The following is a 16,864-nucleotide window of genomic DNA, read 5'->3' as shown; positions in this document are numbered from 1 at the left end:
TGATGCGCCCGCTACCGGCGCCCGCTACCGGCGTCTGCTACCGGCGCCGGCTCGGGTCGGGGAGAAACGCCTCGAGCACCGCCTCGGGGTCTTTCGCCGAGACGAGCCAGTACGGGGTGGGGTCTTCCGGGTCGTCGAGGACGACGAGGACGTGCTCGGCCACCCAGGGACGCGAGACGAGGAACGCCGCCGGATCGAGCTGGCGCCCGAGAGCGTTCTGGCGGGCGGAGGCGGGCACGACCGTGGCGCGGCCGACGGCGGTGTCCGGCAGGTTCGCGTCCTCGGCAAGGAGCCAGCGGGTGCCGTCCGCGTCTTGTTCCACCGACACCGTCGTGCGCGAGAGCCAGACGAGGAACCAGACGAGTAGCGCGCCGACAACGACGAGCGGGACGATGAACCACCAGACGTTCCGGTTGAGCGCGAGCTCGCCGGCGAGGAGCACGTCGAGGCCCGCGACGGCGACCCACCAGTACCACGGCACCCATTGGCGCTCGCTGTAGAGCAACCGCGGCTCGGCGGCCTGTCCGGCCGGGCTCGCGGGGGTGTGGTCTGGGGTGGGGACGCGTGCACTCACGCCCATCACTCTAGGCGGGACGCCCCGCCCAGGCACACGTAAGGTAGGGCCGATGGAACACCAACACCCCCAGCACAACCCGGCGGACCAGCTTCCGCCAATCGCGGTGAAGCGACTCGACCCCGACGTCCCGCTGCCGATGCGCGCGCACCCGGAGGACGCCGGCGCAGACCTGTACGCGGCGGAGGACGTCGTCATCGAGCCCGGGCAGCGCGCCTTGGTGGGCACCGGCATCGCCATCGCTCTGCCGGTGGGCACGGTCGGGCTCATCCACCCGCGCTCCGGGCTCGCGGTGAAGCACGGGCTGAGCATCGTGAACACCCCCGGCACCATCGACGCCGGGTATCGCGGCGAGCTGAAGGTCTGCCTCATCAACACCGACCCCGAGACGCCGGTTGCCATCACACGAGGGATGCGCGTCGCCCAGCTCGTGGTGCAGCGCGTCGAGCTCGTGGACTTCGTTGAGGCCACTGAGCTCGACGACACCGAGCGCGGCAGCGGTGGCTACGGTTCCACCGGGACCCACTGACCCGTCGCATTCGGGGCGGGCACTGCGTATCGACGGTGCGCCCGCGACCGCCACGGCACCGCGGGCTACAGTCGGTAATTGCATACACGACCGCGAATGACACGAGCGAACGCCCGCACCGCGCCCCACGCGCGGCGTCTGGGCAGGAGAAACTAACGAGGAGAGAGGCGACCATGGCGTTTTGGCCGTTTGGCAAGAAAAAGAAAAAGCAGCAGGAAGAGGCCCTGGAGCGGACTCAGGAGCAGGGCGCGGAGCAGGCCGAACAGGCGCAGGAGCCTGCCGAGACCGCGACCGCTGACGCTCCCGCCAAGGACGCCGTGAGCGAGCCGGCCGCGCCCGCCGCGCAGGACGAAACCACCGCGCCGGAGCCGGAGGAAACCACCACCGCGCAGGCCGCGGCGCGCAAGAGCGTCGCGCCGTCCGCGGAGGCGTCGGCCGCGTCCAGCGTGGCGGCGCTGACCGATTACGACCCAGTGGGCGGTTCCACCGGCCCGTTTGACGGCGACAACGTGGACATCGACGATTTTGACTTCTCCGACTTCTCCACGGTCACCCTCAACCTCGGCTCCATGCGCGTGCCGCTGCCGAAGGAATCCCAGGTGCAGGTGGAGATGGGCGAGCAGGGCCCAAAGATGGTGCACGTGGTCACCCGGTTCGGCCGCATCACCCCGGTCGCGTTCGCGGCGCCGCGCACGGGCGGGCTGTGGGCCGAGTCCACCGAAGAGATCATCGAGGGCATGCGCTCCGAGGGCATGCCCGTCGCGCTCGAGCAGGGCCCGTGGGGCCAGGAGATCGTGGGCACCGGCACGAACGGCGTCATCCGCATCATCGGCGTCGAGGGTCCGCGCTGGCTCTACCGCGTCACCCTCGCCGCGCCGACCGGCTCCGAGGACCAGCTCGCCGAGATCGGCCGCGAGACCGTCGCCCGCTCCTTCATCTACCGCGGCGACGACCCGATTCTCGCCGGCAATTCCCTCCCGGTGGTGCTGCCCGCGCAGCTCGCCCAGCAGGTGCAGCAGGCCGCCGAGGCCCGCGCGCGGCAGGCCCAGGCGGCTGAGCAGGCGCCGGCCGCCGGCAACCCGAACGCGCTGAGCGACGCGCTGCAGCAGATCATTGCCCAGAACGCGGAGAACCAGAAGCAGCTGCAGGAGCTGCGCGCGAAGCGCGACGCCGAGCGCGACGCGGCCCGCAAGGCTCGCGCGGCAGGGGGCGACGCCGCCCCCGAGTCGCCGAACGCGTAGTGGACCGCGTCGGAGACCGGCTCCAACTCGCCGTGCGCGCGATGGCGCACGGCGGCGAAGGCATCGCCGACGCGCCCGACGGGCGGGTGGTCTTTATCCGCGGCGCAGTACCGGGCGACACGGTCGACGCGGAGCTGGTGAAGGTGAAGAAGCGCTGGGCCCGCGCCGAGCTGCGCGCGGTCGTGGAACCGTCGCCGCTGCGCGTACCTGCCACCTGCCCGGCCGCGGCGGCGGGGGCGGGGTGCTGCGACTATGCGCACATCGCGCCGCACGCCCAGGCCGAGCTCAAGCGCGAGGTGCTGGCCGGGCAGCTCACCACGCTGTCGGGGCGCTCCGGCGTGCTCGAGGGTTTCGACCTCGACGACATCGAGGTAATCAAGCTCGAACCCTTGACGGGTTGGCGCACCAGGGTCCGCCTCGGCGTGGACAGCGAGGGCCGCGCCGGCCTGCGCCGCGCGCGATCCACCGAGGTCGTCGCGAGCGAGACCTGCACACAACCCGTGGCGGGACTGCTCGAGGGCGTCGCGGGTTCCGGCGCCGACGCCCGGTTCACGCCGGGCGCGGAGCTCGTCGCGGTCATGGACGCCAACGGGCAGCGCCACATCGTGGAGACGACGTCGGCGCAGCGCGGCCGCCGCGTCGAGCTCATCGAGCGAACCGTGGAGGGCACCGAGGACGTCGTCGAACGCGTGCGCGGCGCCGAGTTCGTCTTCCCGGCGACGGCGTTTTGGCAGGCGCACACCCGCGCCGCGGAGGCGTACAGCGACATCGTCGCGGCGTGGGGCCGGGGCGACTACGCCACCCGCACCGGGTGGGACCTCTACGGCGGCGTCGGCGCGTTCGTCCCCGCGATCAGCGACGCGATCGGCGGCGGGCTCGTGGAGTCGGTGGACTATTCGGGCGCAGCTGCGTCTCGACGCCACCAAGGGCTCGCCACGTACGACGCCCATTTCCACCACGGCAAGGTCGAGGACGTCGTCGCCCAGCTGCCCGCCCCCGGGCTCGTCGTGCTCGACCCGCCGCGTTCCGGCGCGGGTGCGGGTGTGATCGAGGCGATCGCCGAGGCGAAGCCGGAGCGCGTCATCCACATCGGGTGCGACCCGGCGACGTTTGCCCGCGACGCGGCCGCGTTCGGGGGCCTTGGGTTCGTCGTCCAGCGACTCGCCCTGGTGGATGCCTTTCCGAACACCCATCACTTCGAGGTGATCGCCCAGCTTGAACCCGCTCGCGGCGGCGAATCGGCCGTGTAAGGGCGGCGTGTAAACTAGCGGGAACATTCCACGCGAAGGAGAACCACAGGACTGTGACACTGCTCGAGCACATTCACACGCCGGCGGATGTCCGCAAGCTGACCCCAGCGCAGCTGTCCGACCTTGCGGACGAGGTCCGCGCGATGCTCATCCAGAAGGTTGCCGCCACCGGCGGGCACCTGGGGCCCAACCTGGGCGTCGTCGAACTGACCATCGCCCTGCACTACATCTTCGATTCGCCGAACGACCCGATCGTCTTCGACACCTCGCACCAGTCGTACGTGCACAAGATCCTCACCGGCCGCGCCGACCAGTTCGACACCCTGCGCAAAAAGGGCGGGCTGTCCGGGTACACGGACCGTGGCGAGTCTGAGCACGACTGGACGGAGTCCTCGCACGCGAGCGCGGCGCTGTCCTACGCGGACGGGCTGTCGAAGGCGAAGGAGCTCACGGGGCGCGGGGGCGACCACGTGGTCGCGGTCGTTGGCGACGGTGCGCTCACCGGCGGGATGTGCTGGGAGGCGCTGAACAACATCGCCGCCGGCAACCGCAACGTGGTCATCGTGGTCAACGACAACGGCAGGTCCTACTCGCCGACCATCGGCGGCTTTGCCGACAACCTGACCAAGCTGCGTGACCAGCTCGCCGCGATCCGCATCCAGCCGGGTTACGACGAGGTGATGGAGTCCGGCAAGAAGACGCTGAAGTCCATGGGGTGGGTCGGGGAGCGCACGTTTGACGCGCTGCACGCGCTGAAAGAGGGCGTGAAGTACCAGGTCCTGCCCACGGAGATGTTCCCCGAGCTGGGGATGAAATACGTGGGGCCGGTCGAGGGCCACGACCTTAAGGCGCTGCTCGGCGCGTTCAAGTACGCCAAGCGCTACAACGGGCCGCTCATCGTGCACGTGGTCACAGAGAAGGGCCACGGGTTCGCGCCGGCCGTGAACAACGTGGCGGATCAGATGCACTCGACGGGCGTGATCGACCCGGTCACGGGCGAGTCGCTCGCCACGTCCGAGCCGGGGTGGACCGCGGCGTTTACCAAGGAGTTGCTGCGAGCGGGCCACGAGCGCGACGACATCGTCGCCGTCACCGCCGCGATGGCCGGGCCGACGGGGCTGCAGCCGTTCGCGGAGCAGTTCCCGGAGCGCTTCTTTGACGTCGGTATCGCCGAGCAGCACGCCGTGACGTCGGCGGCCGGCATGGCGCTCGGCGGACTGCACCCCGTGGTCGCGGTGTACTCCACCTTCCTCAACCGCGCCTTCGACCAGCTGCTCATGGATGTTGCGCTGCTGCGCCAGCCGGTCACGCTCGTGCTCGACCGGGCGGGGGTGACCGGGTCCGACGGCGCGAGCCACAACGGCGTGTGGGACATGGCGATCGCGTCGGTGGTGCCGGGCGTCCGCATCGCCGCACCCCGCGACACCGCGCGGCTGCGGGAGGAGTTCAACGAGGCGCTCGCCGTGGACGACGGACCGACCATCGTCCGCTTCCCGAAGGGTGCGGCGGGCCCGGACATCCCCGCGCTCGAACGCCTCGCTGGCGGCGCCGACATCCTGCGCACCGTGGAGGGCGAGGCGGAGGAAAACGAAGTCGACATCCTGCTCGTGGCCGTCGGGCCGTTCGCCGCATACGCGCTCGAGGTGGCCGAGGCGGTGGCCGAAGACGGCATCCGCGTCACCGTCGTCGACCCGCGGTGGGTCGTGCCCGTGAGCGCGGACGTGTTCGACTTGGCAGCAGACGCGGATCTCGTGGTGGTGTACGAGGACGGCATCGTGCGCGGCGGCGTCGGGTCCGCGGTGGGCGAGGCCCTAAGCGCCGCCGAGGTGGACACGCCCGTGCGCCAGCTCGCGTTCCCGGACATCTTTCCCAAGCACGCCTCGCGCGCGGAGGTACTCGAGGAGTACGGCCTCGCCCCGGACGCCGCGGCGCGACAGGTGCGGCAGTGGGCCGCCACGCTCGCGGATCCGGACGCCGAGTAACGGGACGGGCGCGTTACGCGTCGCGCACCGCAGCGTGCGCGGCGGCGATGAGCGGCGCCGTGTAGTCCACCTGCCAGGGCCGCGCCCCCGCTTCTGCGAGACTGCGGGCAACCGCATGCGTGCCCCAGTGCGGGCCAGACTCAGGCGCCTGCCAAATCACCTCGCGGAGCACCGCCGGCGCAAGGAGTACTTCCGGCTGCATCTCGATGTCTTCCGCGAGCTGCGCAATTGAGGCACGCGACGCCTGGAGCACTTGCCAGGATTCGTGGTGGTAGCGCTCCCACGAGGACTTCGACGGAGCCGCCGCCGGGTCTGGCGCCTGGATCTCGGGCCACGTCGCAGCGTCTGCGGCGAGGGCACGCTCAACCACGCTGAGCCAGCGCGCGGCGTCGCGCGGGCGCATCCGGTCGCGGGAAGCGAGGCGCGTCAATTCGCTGGGGGCGGTTGGCTGTGCGCGCGCGATTTCCACGATCGCCTGGTTGCTCAGCAGCCGCGAGGGTGAGGTGTCGGTGTCGCGCCCCAGTGCGTCGCGCTCGCGCCACAGCTCGCGGGCGACCTGCAGGCTTGCCTTCGAGCGCAGCGTTGACACGCCCTTCACATCGCGCCACGTCTTCGGCGCCGGCGACTCGGCTGCGGCGCGCATGAGGTGCTCGAACTCCTCGAACGCGAAGTCGAGCTTGCCCGACGCGTCGAGGTATTCCGTGAGCGCCTCGGCGAGGTCGTGCAGGTACTCCACGTCGAGCGCGGCGTACTCCCGCCAGGCGGGCGGCAGCGGGGTAGTGGACCAGTTCTCGTGGCCGTGGCCTTTCTCAAGTTCCACGCCGACGAAGCGCTCCACCATGGCGGCGAGGTTGGGCCGGGAAAACCCGGCGAGGCGCGAGGCGAGCTCGGTGTCGAAGAGCCGGCCCGGGTGCAGGCCGAGTTCCGCGAGGCTGCGCAGGTCCTCCTTGGCGGCGTGGATGATCCATTCCTCGCCGTTGAGCACCTCGCCGAACACGTCGCGGGCCGCGTCGCGGTGGCCCTCGGGTGCGATGAGGAACGTGCCGGCGCCGCGCCGGCGTACCTGCACGAGGAACGCGCGGTCGCCGTAGCGGTAGGTCGAGGCGCGCTCGGTGTCCACGGCTAACGGCCCGCGCCCGCCCGCGAGCGCGCCCGCAGCCGTGGCGAAGGCTGCGGGCGTGTCAACGAGCTGATACTCGGGCCGTGCACTCATGGGGACAAAACTAGCGCGCGCCGAGCTGCGTCACACCTTCCGGCGGCAAGCCAGCGACGTGGGCGAGGACGTTCGCGAACGCCTCGACGTGGTGGCTCAGGTCCGTGCCCTCCGCCGTCCAGGAAGCGCGCATTTCAAGCTGGTAGGCGCGCGGCGGGCCGCCGATCTCGCCGAACCGGACCGAGGCGGTGGACGTCACGGTGCCGCCGAGGTTGGTGTAGCGCGCGTCCTTCTCCGCGAAGGACTCGTTGAGCCACTGCCACGCGACGTCGGGCAGCAACGGGTCGGACGCCACGGCGTCGTCCATGTCGGCCTGGATGTAGGCCACGAGGCGCATGGAGCCCTCCCACGCCTCCTGCGCGGCCGGGGAGTGCAGCAGGATGAGGCGGCCGAACGCGTCCCCCTCGGAGTCGACGGGGACGTGCTCCTCGTCCGGGTGCGCGACCTCGAGGCCGATGGCGTGGCTGAACGGGGCGGGACGCTGCGGGGGTCGAATGGTGCCGAGGGTAATCTCGGGGCGCAGGGACGCCGCGTGCATAGACTCGACGGCGGCGGAAAAATCCGCAGGCCAGGCGTCAGAACCGTGGTCGGCTGTGGAGGAGGCGGAGCCCGCGTCGTGCAGGGGCGTGGTGTCCGGATTCATCACAGGCTCAAAACTATCCAGCGCGCAGGCGCGGTGGGGGAGGCGCGCCGGAGCCGGGGCTGGAGGGGGCGGGCCCCGGCGTAAGATTGCCTCAGACTTTCGTTTGATCTGCCGCACCGGCAGGAGAGGAGACCACCATGGCCAAGCTTGATTTCGAGAAGCTCAACGCGACGCAGCGTTTCTTTCAGTTCGCCGTCTTCCGGGCGATCCCCGGCGCGCTGGGCTCGGAGCGCTCCGAGATTATCGACGAAGCCAGGGCCTTCTTCGACGGCCTCGAGCGCGAGGGCGTCGTGGTGGTGCGCGGCATCTACGACAACACCGGCATCCGGGCGGACGCGGACTTCATGATCTGGTGGCACGCCGAGGAGTTCGAGCACCTGCAGAAGGCGCTCGCTGACTTCCGCCGCGAGACCACGTTCGGCCAGCTCGTGGAGCTCAGCTGGATCGGCAATGGCCTGCACCGCCCCGCGGAGTTCAACAAGTCCCACCTGCCCAGCTTCATCATGGGCGAGGAGCCCGGCGCCTGGATCACGGTCTACCCGTTCGTGCGCTCGTACGACTGGTACATCATGGACCCGCAGGAGCGTCGTCGCATCCTCGCCGAGCACGGCATGGCGGCGCGCGATTTCGCGGACGTGCGGGCGAACACCGTCGAGGCGTTCACGCTCGGGGATTACGAGTGGATGCTCGCGTTCGAGGCGCCGAGCCTCGAGCGCATCGAGGATCTCATGCACAAGATGCGCTACACCGAGGCCCGGCTGCACGTGCGAGAGGAGATCCCGTTCCAGACCGGGCGGCGCGTCGACGACATCGCCGAGATCATCGGGATGCTGCCCTAGCGCAGCGCGTGTGCCCTAGCGCAGCGCGTGTGCCCTAGCGCAGCGCGTCGGCGCGGCGGAGCTCGTCGTTACGCTTCCTCGCCCTCGTCGAGCGTCAGCGAGATGGAGTTGATACAGTAGCGCAGGTCGGTGGGGGTGTCGTAGCCCTCGCCGGCGAACACGTGGCCGAGGTGGGAGCCGCAGTTCGCGCAGAGCACCTCGGTGCGCACCATGCCGTGCGACGTATCCTCGCGCTCGATGACGTTGTCGCCGGCGAGCGGGGTGAAAAAAGACGGCCAGCCGCAGTGCGAGGCGAACTTCTCGCTCGAACGGAAGAGCTCTTGGCCGCAGGCGCGGCAGCGGTAGACGCCCTCGGTGGTGGTGTCGGTGTACTCGCCGACGCCGGGGGGCTCGGTGCCCGCCTCGCGGAGTACGTGGAACTCCTGCGGCGTCAGGCGCGCCCGCCACTGGTCCTCGCTGAGGTTTTTGAAGTCGATGGGTTCGTTCATGGGCGGGTCTCCTCCTCCAAAGGTGCGGGTTGCATCGCAGTCGCGGTGGGCACGGCCCATGCCCACGCCGCTACAGCAACTATAAACACGGCCCACCCCGCGGTTGGCAGGAACGTGTTGAGCCACTGGCCCGCGAGCGGGTGCAGGGGGCTTGCCCAGTCGAGCGGGGCGAGGCAGAGCAGCGCGCCGGCCCACGCCGGCCAGCCGTGCATCGGGCTCGCGCGGTGGAGCGCCGTGAACAGGGCGGGGAAGAGCATCATCGAGTAGTACGCCTGGCCGAGCGAGGAGAGCAGGCACACGCCCGCGAGCAGCACGCCGGTGCTCATGGCGAGCCAGAGCCACTCGTCGCTGCGCCGCCACCGCGCGAGTCCGACCACGGCTGCGGCGACGGCGGTCGCGAGGACCGCGGCGAGCACCGCGTGCGCCCACCCGGGCATGCCGAAGTACACCGCGAGGCCGGACAGCGACGAGTTTGCGTAGTCGCGCGTCTCGCCGAGGTACGGCACCACCACGTCGAGGTAATCGCGCGCCCCCGGGGTGAGCGGCCACGCCACGAGGTTGAGCACGACCGGCACCGCCACCCCGGCGACGAATGCGCCCCACCGCAGCTTCAGCAGCGGCAGCAAGAGTAGCGGCGCGAACATCGGCTTGACGACGATAGCTACGCCCAGCACCGCCCCCGCCGCGACGTCGCGCCCGTGCACAAAGAGCGCGAGAAACGCGGTGAGCGCGAGCAACAGGATGCCGTTGATGTTGGTGAACACGAGGGTGTTGGTGACGGCCTCCGTCGCGAAGGCGAGCGCGAGCGCGACGGGGAACACCGCGTCCGTGGTGCGGCGCCCGCTGAGGCGGGTGAGCCAAGCGAGCGCGGCGATGATGCACACGGCGTTGAGCGCCACGAAGCAGGGGCGGGCCGCCTCGGCGCTGGGCAGGAGGCCGAGCGGGGCGAGCAGTAGCGTCGCGCCGGGGTTGTACAGGTAGTGCGGGTTGACGTGGCTGTACACCTCGTCGTACACCGGCACCCGGTCGATAAACCGGCGCGCGGCGGACCAGACGGTGGTGAAGTCGTCCGTGACGGACCCTGCGCGGGCGAGCACCAGGACGCGATGGAGGATGAGCAGCACCGCCGCCGGCCACGCGAGCGCCGCCGCCCCGCGCCCAAACGCTGCGCCGGAGTCGCGTCCGGACCCGTAGCTGGGATCGCGGGTGTCCGCCGGCGGCGGGGCGGTCAGCCAGGAATCGAGGCGGGAGTGCGTAGTCACCCGACTAACGCTACCGGGTGCGCTGCGGCGAGCTGTCCCGCCCGCTCCGGTAGCGGCAGAAGAGGAGGGAATCGCTCGTGCAATGCACCGCCTCGAGCTCGAAGCGGCGCTCGCAGGTCTCATCGGACTCCCCGAACAGCCGCACCGCCGAGGGCTGCACCGCGAGCGGGCTGATGGTGTAGTGGAACACGTCCACCAGGTCCTGCTCCACGAGCTGCGTGTTCACGCTCGGACCGCCCTCGCACACGATCCGCGCGTGGCCACGCTCGCGCAGTGCGCCGACGACGGCGGCGAGCGAGTCGCCCCCGACCGGGAGGATCTCCCCGCCCGCCCGCCGGATCGCGTCGGCCCGCGCGGCGATGTCGCCCCCGTCCAGCGCCGCATTCGGCACCGTGAACACCGGGGCGACAGCGGTGTCCGTGATTAGCTGGGTGTCCGTGTCGAAGTCGAGGCTGCGGCTGACCACCACGATCGGCGGCACGGGCTGCTGGCCCGCCGCCTCGCGCTCCCGGCGCTGCTGCTCGCTTACTTTCACGCCGAAGTAATTTTCCTTCCGCGCGGTCTCCGCCCCGACGAGCACGGCGTCCGACCAGACGCGCAGCGCGTTGAGCAGCGCGAAATCGGTGTCGTTGCCCAACCCCGACGAGGTGCCGTCGCTCGTCGCGGCCCCGGTAAGCGCGCTGATTCCCATGAGTCGCAGCTCCGGCTCGCCGACCGGGCGCACCTGTCCGATGAGTTCCGCGGGGTCGATCGAATCGGGGCACGGGCGGGTGGCCGAGTGAGTCATTACACTGAACTTTCAGTCTTGTGAAGGGGATGTTGTGGAACCTACAGGAAACGCCTTCGACATCGCGGCAGCCGCAACCGTCGCGCGGGAGGGATGGACCTCGGACGCCGACCAATCCGAGCTGTACGCGATGCTGTTCGACGGCGCCGGTGGGGACGGCACAGACGGCGACGTCGCGCAGGCGTGGAAGGACAGCCTCGTTGCGCTCGCGGACGCGGTCTTCGCCGAGGAAGCCGCCGCCGCCACGGCAGCATCGGCAAACCGCACCTGCCGTATCTCACCACCGCGCTCATCGAGCTACAGCTGTACCGCTTCGATTTCAACTACGAGGGCATCTACGAAATCCTCAGCCGCGCCGACGACGCGCCGCTCCAGGTCGGGCCGTACGACCTCAACGGCATCTACCTCACCTTCGCCCAGCTCAGCTCGGGCAAGCGCGTCAGCGCCGCGGCGCTGTTCGCCTCCATCGGCCTCGAGCTCGACGCCGCCTCCAACGTCGCCCGGGATCTCGACCGCGTGCCCATTAAGCTGCGCCACCTCCTACTGCACGGCATGTGGCTGTTCCCGTTCCGCTACTACGGGGTGGAGATGCTCATCCTCGCGGAATCCCTAGTGAAGTCCGACCCGAAGGACGGCAACGCCTACTACCGGATGGGCGAGGCGTACCGCCGCATCGCGGCCGCGACGCAGTGGGACGTCGAACCCGGCTCGGCCGTCGTCGAGACGCCAGAGCTCGAGCTGAGCCTTGATGCGGACCCCACCCTGCTCGAGGACCAAAACTACTGCTACCGGCGCGCGGTGGAGTCCCTCGACATGGCGATCCGGGTGCTCGACCCGCAGCAGCTGTGGCTCCACGAGGAGTACAAAAACTACCGCCTGCTCGTGTCCACCGAATGGCAGGTGCAGACCGCGATTCGCAGCGCGGTGGAGCAGCAGGTGGCCAACGTCGACGCGAAGGTCCTCGAGCTCTCGCGCCAGCTCGAGGCGGAATCGAACAAGCTCGTGTGGAAGTCCGTCGAGGTGCTCTCGCTCTTCGCAGCGCTCATGGGGCTGTTGATCACCAACATCAGCGTCCTGGGGATCCAGGGCATCTCCACCGCCGAGCGCGTCGGCCTCATCGTCCTCATGGCGGTGGTCATGGTCGGCTTCTTCCTCCTCGTGCGCAACACGGTCTTCCGCGTGCGCGACGACCGCACCGGGCAGGAGGAGGTGCGCACCCGCGCACAGCGGTTCTCGCTGCGCAGGCCGAGCAAGACGGCGGCGATGCAGGAGCGCATCGACGAGCTCGAGCACGACGTCGCCCGCCTCAGGCGCTCCAACTACCAATTCGCGCCGTTGCTGTCCGGCCCGAGCGAGCCGACAGGGGAGTAGCGCATGTACGCCGTCAACGCCACACCCGCCGAGTTCGTCGCCGACGAGCGCGTCCTCGCGCCGGGTTCCCACGACATTGCAGACGCCGCAGAGGCGATGCAGCGTATCGACGCCTACCTTCGGCAACGACTCGCCGCGGCCGTCGAGCGCTGGCCCGGCCGCCCCGTCCTGCAGCTGTCCGGAGGCATCGACTCGATCCTCATCGCGAGCTACCTTGCGGACATCGCCCCCGCCGCGCTCGCCGTGACGTACAGCAGCGGCGACGCGGACGAGGAGCTCGAGCGGGCGTCGCGCGTCGCCGCGCTGTACGGGTTCGAGCACTGCGTCGTCCAACCCGACGTTGAGGAGTTCGACGCGCTGCTCGCCGGCACGGTGCGTGCCCTGGCGTACCCGGAGCCGTGGGAGATCGCCGCGGGCGTCGTGCTCGTGGCCGTCGACCGCGCGGCGCGGGAACGTGGCGCGGACGGCGCGCTGCTGTCCGGCGCCGGCGCGGACGCGTTGTTCATGGGCGGCAAACGCATTCAGCCGCGAGCAGGGGAGCGTCTCGCGGCGGCGTGGGACGAGGCACTGCGCGCGAACGTGTCCCGCAACTTCACCCGCCGCCGGTTCATCCCCGACTTCTACGAACGGCTCATCCCGCAGCCCGAGCGCCACATCCAGGTCTGGCAGACCCACGCCGCGGTCGAGCTCGCGCAGGGGTGCGACCCGGCGCTGTTCCAGCGGGACGGGGAGGAGTCCGACAAGCTGCTGTTCCGCGAGCTGGCGGTGGAGCGCGGCGTACCCGCAGACGTCGCGAACGCGGGGAAGAACCCGATGCAGGTGTCCTCGGGCGTCGTCGGCGACGTCGTCGCCGCGGCCCGGCGCCGGTTGGCCGCCGACTTCGGGGAGCGGACCTACTCCTCGCCGCTCGACGAGGACCTGGAGTTCACGGTGGCGCGGCTGTACCTAGAGCGCCTGCGGGGCGAGCAACGCTAAAACCCCGCCGCACCGGGAACGGGGGCGACGGAGCTGAGGTGGAGCGGATGACGAGACTCGAACTCGCGACCCTCACCTTGGCAAGGTGATGCGCTACCAACTGCGCTACATCCGCAGCGCGGGCGTACGCCCGCACAGGGGATCCGGGGGGGGGGATCCTGGTGCGCGATACTGGGATTGAACCAGTGACCTCTTCCGTGTCAGGGAAGCGCTCTCCCGCTGAGCTAAACGCGCAAGGCTGGTGACAGCTTGGAGGTGGATACGGGAATCGAACCCGTGTACACGGTTTTGCAGACCGTTGCCTAACCACTCGACCAATCCACCGTGGAGTTACCTCCGAAGTATTCGGTGTGCTCCGAAGTACTTGGAGCGGATGACGAGACTCGAACTCGCGACCCTCACCTTGGCAAGGTGATGCGCTACCAACTGCGCTACATCCGCATGTATTCAGTTCGCGAGGGCAACACCCTCTGTGCGCGATACTGGGATTGAACCAGTGACCTCTTCCGTGTCAGGGAAGCGCTCTCCCGCTGAGCTAATCGCGCTCGACGTTCCGCAAGGGAACTGGAGCGGATGACGAGACTCGAACTCGCGACCCTCACCTTGGCAAGGTGATGCGCTACCAACTGCGCTACATCCGCATGCGCTCCGGCACTGTTCGCGCCGAGTGCGAGAACAAACCTTATCCGCATTGCGCTCGACGTTCCAAATCCGCTGTTCAACGCGCGCCCCGGCGCCGTCGAAGAGCGCCGAAGTGGAATTGCACCGGTGTGATTTTCAAGCAGGGCATTGCGTATCGACGTCCCCACCTCCGGCCCGCCGTCGAGAAGCCTGTGAGCTGGGGATTCGTTGGTTCGCCCACCAGCGTGTAATCTACCAACTCGTTCGGTCCTATGGCTCAGTGGAAGAGCGTTCCGTTCACACCGGAAAGGTCGCTGGTTCGATCCCAGCTAGGACCACACGACAAACCGCCTGGCAACAGGCGGTTTTTTGCTTTTCCCACCCCGCGCAGCTGCGGCGCATGGGGCTGGCGTGGGAGTTTCCTCCCGCGGAGCGCGCGAACTACACTGTGGTGCGTTACACGCAGTTTCACGCAAGGAGGCGCTATGCACATGCCGGCACTGGCCCGACGCGGGGGAGCGGCGGCCGCGGTGGTGGCCGTCGTGGCCCTTATGCCCGCCCCCGCGTTCGCGCACGACTCCGTCATCGGCTCGAACCCGAAAGACGGCAGCGTGGTCAGCGAGTTCCCGCGCGCCATCGAGCTCGAGTTTTCCGGCGAGATCCAGGACGGCTTCAACACCGTGGCGCTCTCGCGCGAGGTGGACGGCCAGTCCGAGGTGCTCTACTCCGGCGAGCCCACCGTGCAGGGCCGCGATGTCACGCTCGACCTGCCTGACGACCTCCACCCGGAGCCTGGCGAGTACAAGGTGGGGTTCCAGATCGTCTCCTCGGACGGGCATTCCACGAAGGGGATGACCACGTTCGAGTACGCGTCCGGGGACACATCCGGGGAGGGGGCCGAAGGTACGTCGACAAGCGAGCGCGCCTCCGACGGTGAAACGAAGGTGCGCGAGGAGGGCATGAGTACCTGGGCGAAGGTGCTGCTCAGCCTGGCCGGCGTGCTTGTGGTGCTCGGCGCGCTTGTCGCGGCGCTGGTGAAGTACCGTCGTGTGAAGCGCCTTGACACCACCGGATCCGCAGACCTCTAGGGAGTACCCATGCACAACCGAATGACCGCCGCCGCTGTCGCGTGCCTCGCCGCCCTCGCGCTCGCCGCGTGCTCCGACACCGCCGACGAGGACGCCGTGGCCACGACGCCGTCGATGTCGGCCGAAAAGACCCAGCCCGCCACCGGCAATTCCCCGGGCGAGGTGGGCGAGGGAGACGTGGTTCTCGACGAGGGCACGGTGCGCGCCAAGGCCGCGAGCGACGCGCCCGACGGCAGCGACATGACCGCCATCTTTGGCAACCTGCGCAACACTACGGATCACGACATCACCGTCGTCGGTTTCACCACCTCTCTCAGCGACGCGACGTACCAGATCCACGAGGTCGTCGACGGCAAGATGCAGGAGAAGGCGGGCGGCTTCGACATCCCCGCCGGCGGCGGGCACCAACTCATCCCCGGCGGCGACCACTTCATGGTGCTCAACTACGCCCCCGCGATCGAGGCCGGCGACACCGTCGACCTCACGCTCCTGCTCGACGGCGGCTCCACCGTGTCGATCCCGGACGTCGCCGTGCGCACGATGCTGCCCGGCGATGAGGACTACGGCGACCAGGCGGATCACGCGGATCACGCCGCCCACGCAGAGCACAACCACTAGGAGGGCGAGGCCATGCCGGGCGTGAGCCGGCGGGGGTTTTTGGCTGGGGCTGCAGGGGCGGCCGGGGCGGCCGGGGCGGCGTGGACAAGCATGCTGCTCGCGGGCTGCGACGACGCGCCCGCGGGCGAGGAGAGCAACTCCGCGCCGAACAACGAGCCGCTCACCGGGGCCGCCGTCGCGTTCGACGGCGCGACGCAGGCCGGCATCCGCACGCCGACCCAGGCGCACCTCAACCTCGCCGCCTTCAACCTGCGCGACGGTGTGGACGCCGCGGGCGTGCGGCGGCTCATGCGGCTGTGGACGGAGGACGCTCGCGCCCTCGCGTCCGGGCGCAACCCGCTGTCCAGCCTCGAGCCGGAGATGGTGGAGTGGCCCGCGAACCTCACCATCACCTGCGGCTTCGGCCCGCGCGTGTTCGCCCTCGCCGCCCCCGACGCCGCGCCCGCCTGGCTCGGCGGCATCCCGGCGATGCGCCGCGACGCGCTGCGCCCGGAGTGGGGCCAGAGCGACCTCGTGCTGCAGATCTGCGCCGACGACCCGGTGATGTGCGCGTGGGCCCTGCGCCACATGACGCGCGCGGGTGTGGACTACGCGCGGATCGCCTGGCTGCAGCAGGGGTTCATGAACGCCTACGGCTCTATCCCGAAGGGCCGCACCCCGCGCAACCTTTTCGGGCAGGTGGACGGCACCGTCAACCCCAGCACCGACGACGACTTCGCGCAGCAGGTGTTCAACCCGGACGGGTCGTCCTCGCTCGTCGTGCGCCGCATCGCGATGGATCTCGACGGGTGGGAGCGGCTCGACCGCGCGTCGCGCGAGCAGGTCGTGGGGCGCCGGCTTGACGACGGTGCCCCGCTCACCGGCCACGACGAGCACGACGCGCCCGACCTGTCCGCGCGCGACGAGTTCGGCCTGCCCGTCATCGACCCGAACTCGCACATGGCCCGCGCGATGCCGCCCGCGGACCACCCGGAGCAGCGCTTCCTTCGCCGGCCGTACAACTACAACCTGCCCCCGGCGCCGGGGTCGGAGTCGCTGTCGGACGCGGGGCTGATCTTCCTTGCGTACCAGAAGGACCCGGAAGCGCAGTTCACCCCGGTACTGCGACGGCTCATGGAGGCGGACCGGCTCAACGAGTGGACCACGCATATCGGCTCGGCGGTGTACTGGCTGCCGCCGGGCACTGCACAGCCGGGCACTGCACAGCCGGGCGCGTCGCAGGAGCGCGGCGGCGGCGACGCCTACTGGGGTGAGACGGTGCTGGCGGGCGGCCGGGGGTAGGATTCTTGGGGTCCGGCGCGCCAAGTGCGCCGTCGGGACAGTGAACAGCACGATGGGCTGCGTCCAGGTATGACGCAGCCCAATGACGCGCAAAGGAGCGCA

The 16,864-nt window shown here is 69.9% G+C and carries 16 protein-coding genes and 7 tRNA genes; 11 read left to right on the top strand and 12 right to left on the bottom strand.

What is annotated here, in order from left to right:
- Positions 1-37: 37 nt before the first annotated feature.
- Entirely contained in the window at positions 38-580 is a 543-nt protein-coding gene (locus CJEDD_RS07430; RefSeq protein ID WP_042407985.1) for a DUF3093 domain-containing protein, read from the bottom strand.
- Between the two features lie 46 nt (positions 581-626).
- On the opposite strand from CJEDD_RS07430, the gene dut reads away from it, so the two are divergent.
- The 4 genes from dut to dxs all read left to right on the top strand — a co-directional run bounded on the left by dut (position 627) and on the right by dxs (position 5,576).
- On the top strand, positions 627-1,103 hold the full coding sequence (dut, locus tag CJEDD_RS07425; RefSeq protein ID WP_042407981.1) for a dUTP diphosphatase: 477 nt from the start codon (positions 627-629) through the stop codon (positions 1,101-1,103).
- Positions 1,104-1,276: 173 nt separating this feature from the next.
- Positions 1,277-2,344 carry a DUF3710 domain-containing protein gene (locus tag CJEDD_RS07420; protein WP_042407978.1) on the top strand — a complete coding sequence of 356 codons (1,068 nt, stop codon included), beginning with the start codon at positions 1,277-1,279 and terminating at the stop codon, positions 2,342-2,344.
- On the top strand, positions 2,344-3,594 hold the full coding sequence (locus CJEDD_RS07415) for a class I SAM-dependent RNA methyltransferase (protein ID WP_074432540.1): 1,251 nt from the start codon (positions 2,344-2,346) through the stop codon (positions 3,592-3,594). Before CJEDD_RS07420 ends, CJEDD_RS07415 begins: the two co-directional genes overlap by 1 nt.
- 53 nt (positions 3,595-3,647) lie before the next feature.
- Positions 3,648-5,576, top strand: a complete 1,929-nt coding sequence (gene dxs / locus CJEDD_RS07410) for a 1-deoxy-D-xylulose-5-phosphate synthase (RefSeq protein WP_042407976.1) — start codon at positions 3,648-3,650, stop codon at positions 5,574-5,576.
- A gap of 13 nt (positions 5,577-5,589) precedes the next feature.
- On the opposite strand, the gene CJEDD_RS07405 is transcribed toward dxs, so the two are convergent.
- Both CJEDD_RS07405 and CJEDD_RS07400 read right to left on the bottom strand, forming a co-directional pair.
- The gene (locus CJEDD_RS07405; RefSeq protein WP_042407974.1) at positions 5,590-6,789 is read right to left on the bottom strand and encodes an HRDC domain-containing protein; all 1,200 of its coding nucleotides are present in this window, start codon (positions 6,787-6,789) and stop codon (positions 5,590-5,592) included.
- Positions 6,790-6,799: 10 nt separating this feature from the next.
- Entirely contained in the window at positions 6,800-7,432 is a 633-nt protein-coding gene (locus tag CJEDD_RS07400) for a DUF3000 domain-containing protein (RefSeq protein ID WP_042407973.1), read from the bottom strand.
- 137 nt (positions 7,433-7,569) lie between these two features.
- On the opposite strand from CJEDD_RS07400, the gene hemQ reads away from it, so the two are divergent.
- Positions 7,570-8,271, top strand: coding sequence for a hydrogen peroxide-dependent heme synthase (gene hemQ / locus CJEDD_RS07395; protein ID WP_042409330.1), 702 nt, complete (start codon positions 7,570-7,572; stop codon positions 8,269-8,271).
- Between the two features lie 68 nt (positions 8,272-8,339).
- Here the strand turns inward: hemQ and msrB are convergent, their stop codons facing one another.
- Genes msrB through CJEDD_RS07380 form a run of 3 tightly spaced genes read right to left on the bottom strand, consistent with a single transcriptional unit; the run spans position 8,340 to position 10,808 of the window.
- The gene (gene msrB, locus CJEDD_RS07390) at positions 8,340-8,759 is read right to left on the bottom strand and encodes a peptide-methionine (R)-S-oxide reductase MsrB (RefSeq protein WP_042409333.1); all 420 of its coding nucleotides are present in this window, start codon (positions 8,757-8,759) and stop codon (positions 8,340-8,342) included.
- Positions 8,756-10,021, bottom strand: coding sequence for a glycosyltransferase family 87 protein (locus CJEDD_RS07385; RefSeq protein ID WP_052333854.1), 1,266 nt, complete (start codon positions 10,019-10,021; stop codon positions 8,756-8,758). Before CJEDD_RS07385 ends, msrB begins: the two co-directional genes overlap by 4 nt.
- A 10-nt stretch (positions 10,022-10,031) precedes the next feature.
- Entirely contained in the window at positions 10,032-10,808 is a 777-nt protein-coding gene (locus CJEDD_RS07380; protein WP_042409335.1) for a pyrimidine reductase family protein, read from the bottom strand.
- Between the two features lie 183 nt (positions 10,809-10,991).
- Between CJEDD_RS07380 and CJEDD_RS07375 the strand changes: the two genes are divergently transcribed.
- Both CJEDD_RS07375 and CJEDD_RS07370 read left to right on the top strand, forming a co-directional pair.
- The gene (locus CJEDD_RS07375; RefSeq protein ID WP_042409339.1) at positions 10,992-12,179 is read left to right on the top strand and encodes a hypothetical protein; all 1,188 of its coding nucleotides are present in this window, start codon (positions 10,992-10,994) and stop codon (positions 12,177-12,179) included.
- Between the two features lie 3 nt (positions 12,180-12,182).
- A complete protein-coding gene (locus tag CJEDD_RS07370; protein ID WP_042409341.1) occupies positions 12,183-13,154 on the top strand; it encodes an asparagine synthase-related protein in 972 nt (323 codons plus the stop codon).
- Positions 13,155-13,193: 39 nt separating this feature from the next.
- Here CJEDD_RS07370 and CJEDD_RS07365 read toward each other — a convergent pair.
- The 6 genes from CJEDD_RS07365 to CJEDD_RS07340 form a co-directional block, all read right to left on the bottom strand.
- Positions 13,194-13,269 (bottom strand) — tRNA-Gly (locus CJEDD_RS07365).
- 44 nt (positions 13,270-13,313) lie between these two features.
- Positions 13,314-13,388, bottom strand: a tRNA-Val gene (locus tag CJEDD_RS07360).
- Between the two features lie 16 nt (positions 13,389-13,404).
- Positions 13,405-13,478: transfer RNA gene (locus CJEDD_RS07355), tRNA-Cys, on the bottom strand.
- A 41-nt stretch (positions 13,479-13,519) separates the two neighbouring features.
- Positions 13,520-13,595 (bottom strand) — tRNA-Gly (locus tag CJEDD_RS07350).
- 32 nt (positions 13,596-13,627) lie between these two features.
- Positions 13,628-13,699, bottom strand: a tRNA-Val gene (locus CJEDD_RS07345).
- Positions 13,700-13,719: 20 nt separating this feature from the next.
- A tRNA-Gly gene (locus CJEDD_RS07340) sits at positions 13,720-13,795 on the bottom strand.
- Between the two features lie 246 nt (positions 13,796-14,041).
- Between CJEDD_RS07340 and CJEDD_RS07335 the strand changes: the two genes are divergently transcribed.
- From CJEDD_RS07335 to CJEDD_RS07320, 4 genes are all read left to right on the top strand, one after another.
- A tRNA-Val gene (locus CJEDD_RS07335) sits at positions 14,042-14,113 on the top strand.
- A 147-nt stretch (positions 14,114-14,260) separates the two neighbouring features.
- The gene (locus tag CJEDD_RS07330; protein ID WP_042409344.1) at positions 14,261-14,863 is read left to right on the top strand and encodes a copper resistance CopC family protein; all 603 of its coding nucleotides are present in this window, start codon (positions 14,261-14,263) and stop codon (positions 14,861-14,863) included.
- 9 nt (positions 14,864-14,872) lie between these two features.
- Positions 14,873-15,481 carry a copper chaperone PCu(A)C gene (locus tag CJEDD_RS07325; RefSeq protein ID WP_042409347.1) on the top strand — a complete coding sequence of 203 codons (609 nt, stop codon included), beginning with the start codon at positions 14,873-14,875 and terminating at the stop codon, positions 15,479-15,481.
- A 12-nt stretch (positions 15,482-15,493) separates the two neighbouring features.
- Entirely contained in the window at positions 15,494-16,762 is a 1,269-nt protein-coding gene (locus CJEDD_RS07320) for a Dyp-type peroxidase (RefSeq protein WP_273657459.1), read from the top strand.
- Positions 16,763-16,864 lie beyond the last annotated feature (102 nt).

This window comes from Corynebacterium jeddahense (assembly GCF_028609865.1).
Taxonomy (GTDB): domain Bacteria; phylum Actinomycetota; class Actinomycetes; order Mycobacteriales; family Mycobacteriaceae; genus Corynebacterium; species Corynebacterium jeddahense.
This window is presented reverse-complemented; position numbering and strand designations above follow the sequence as displayed.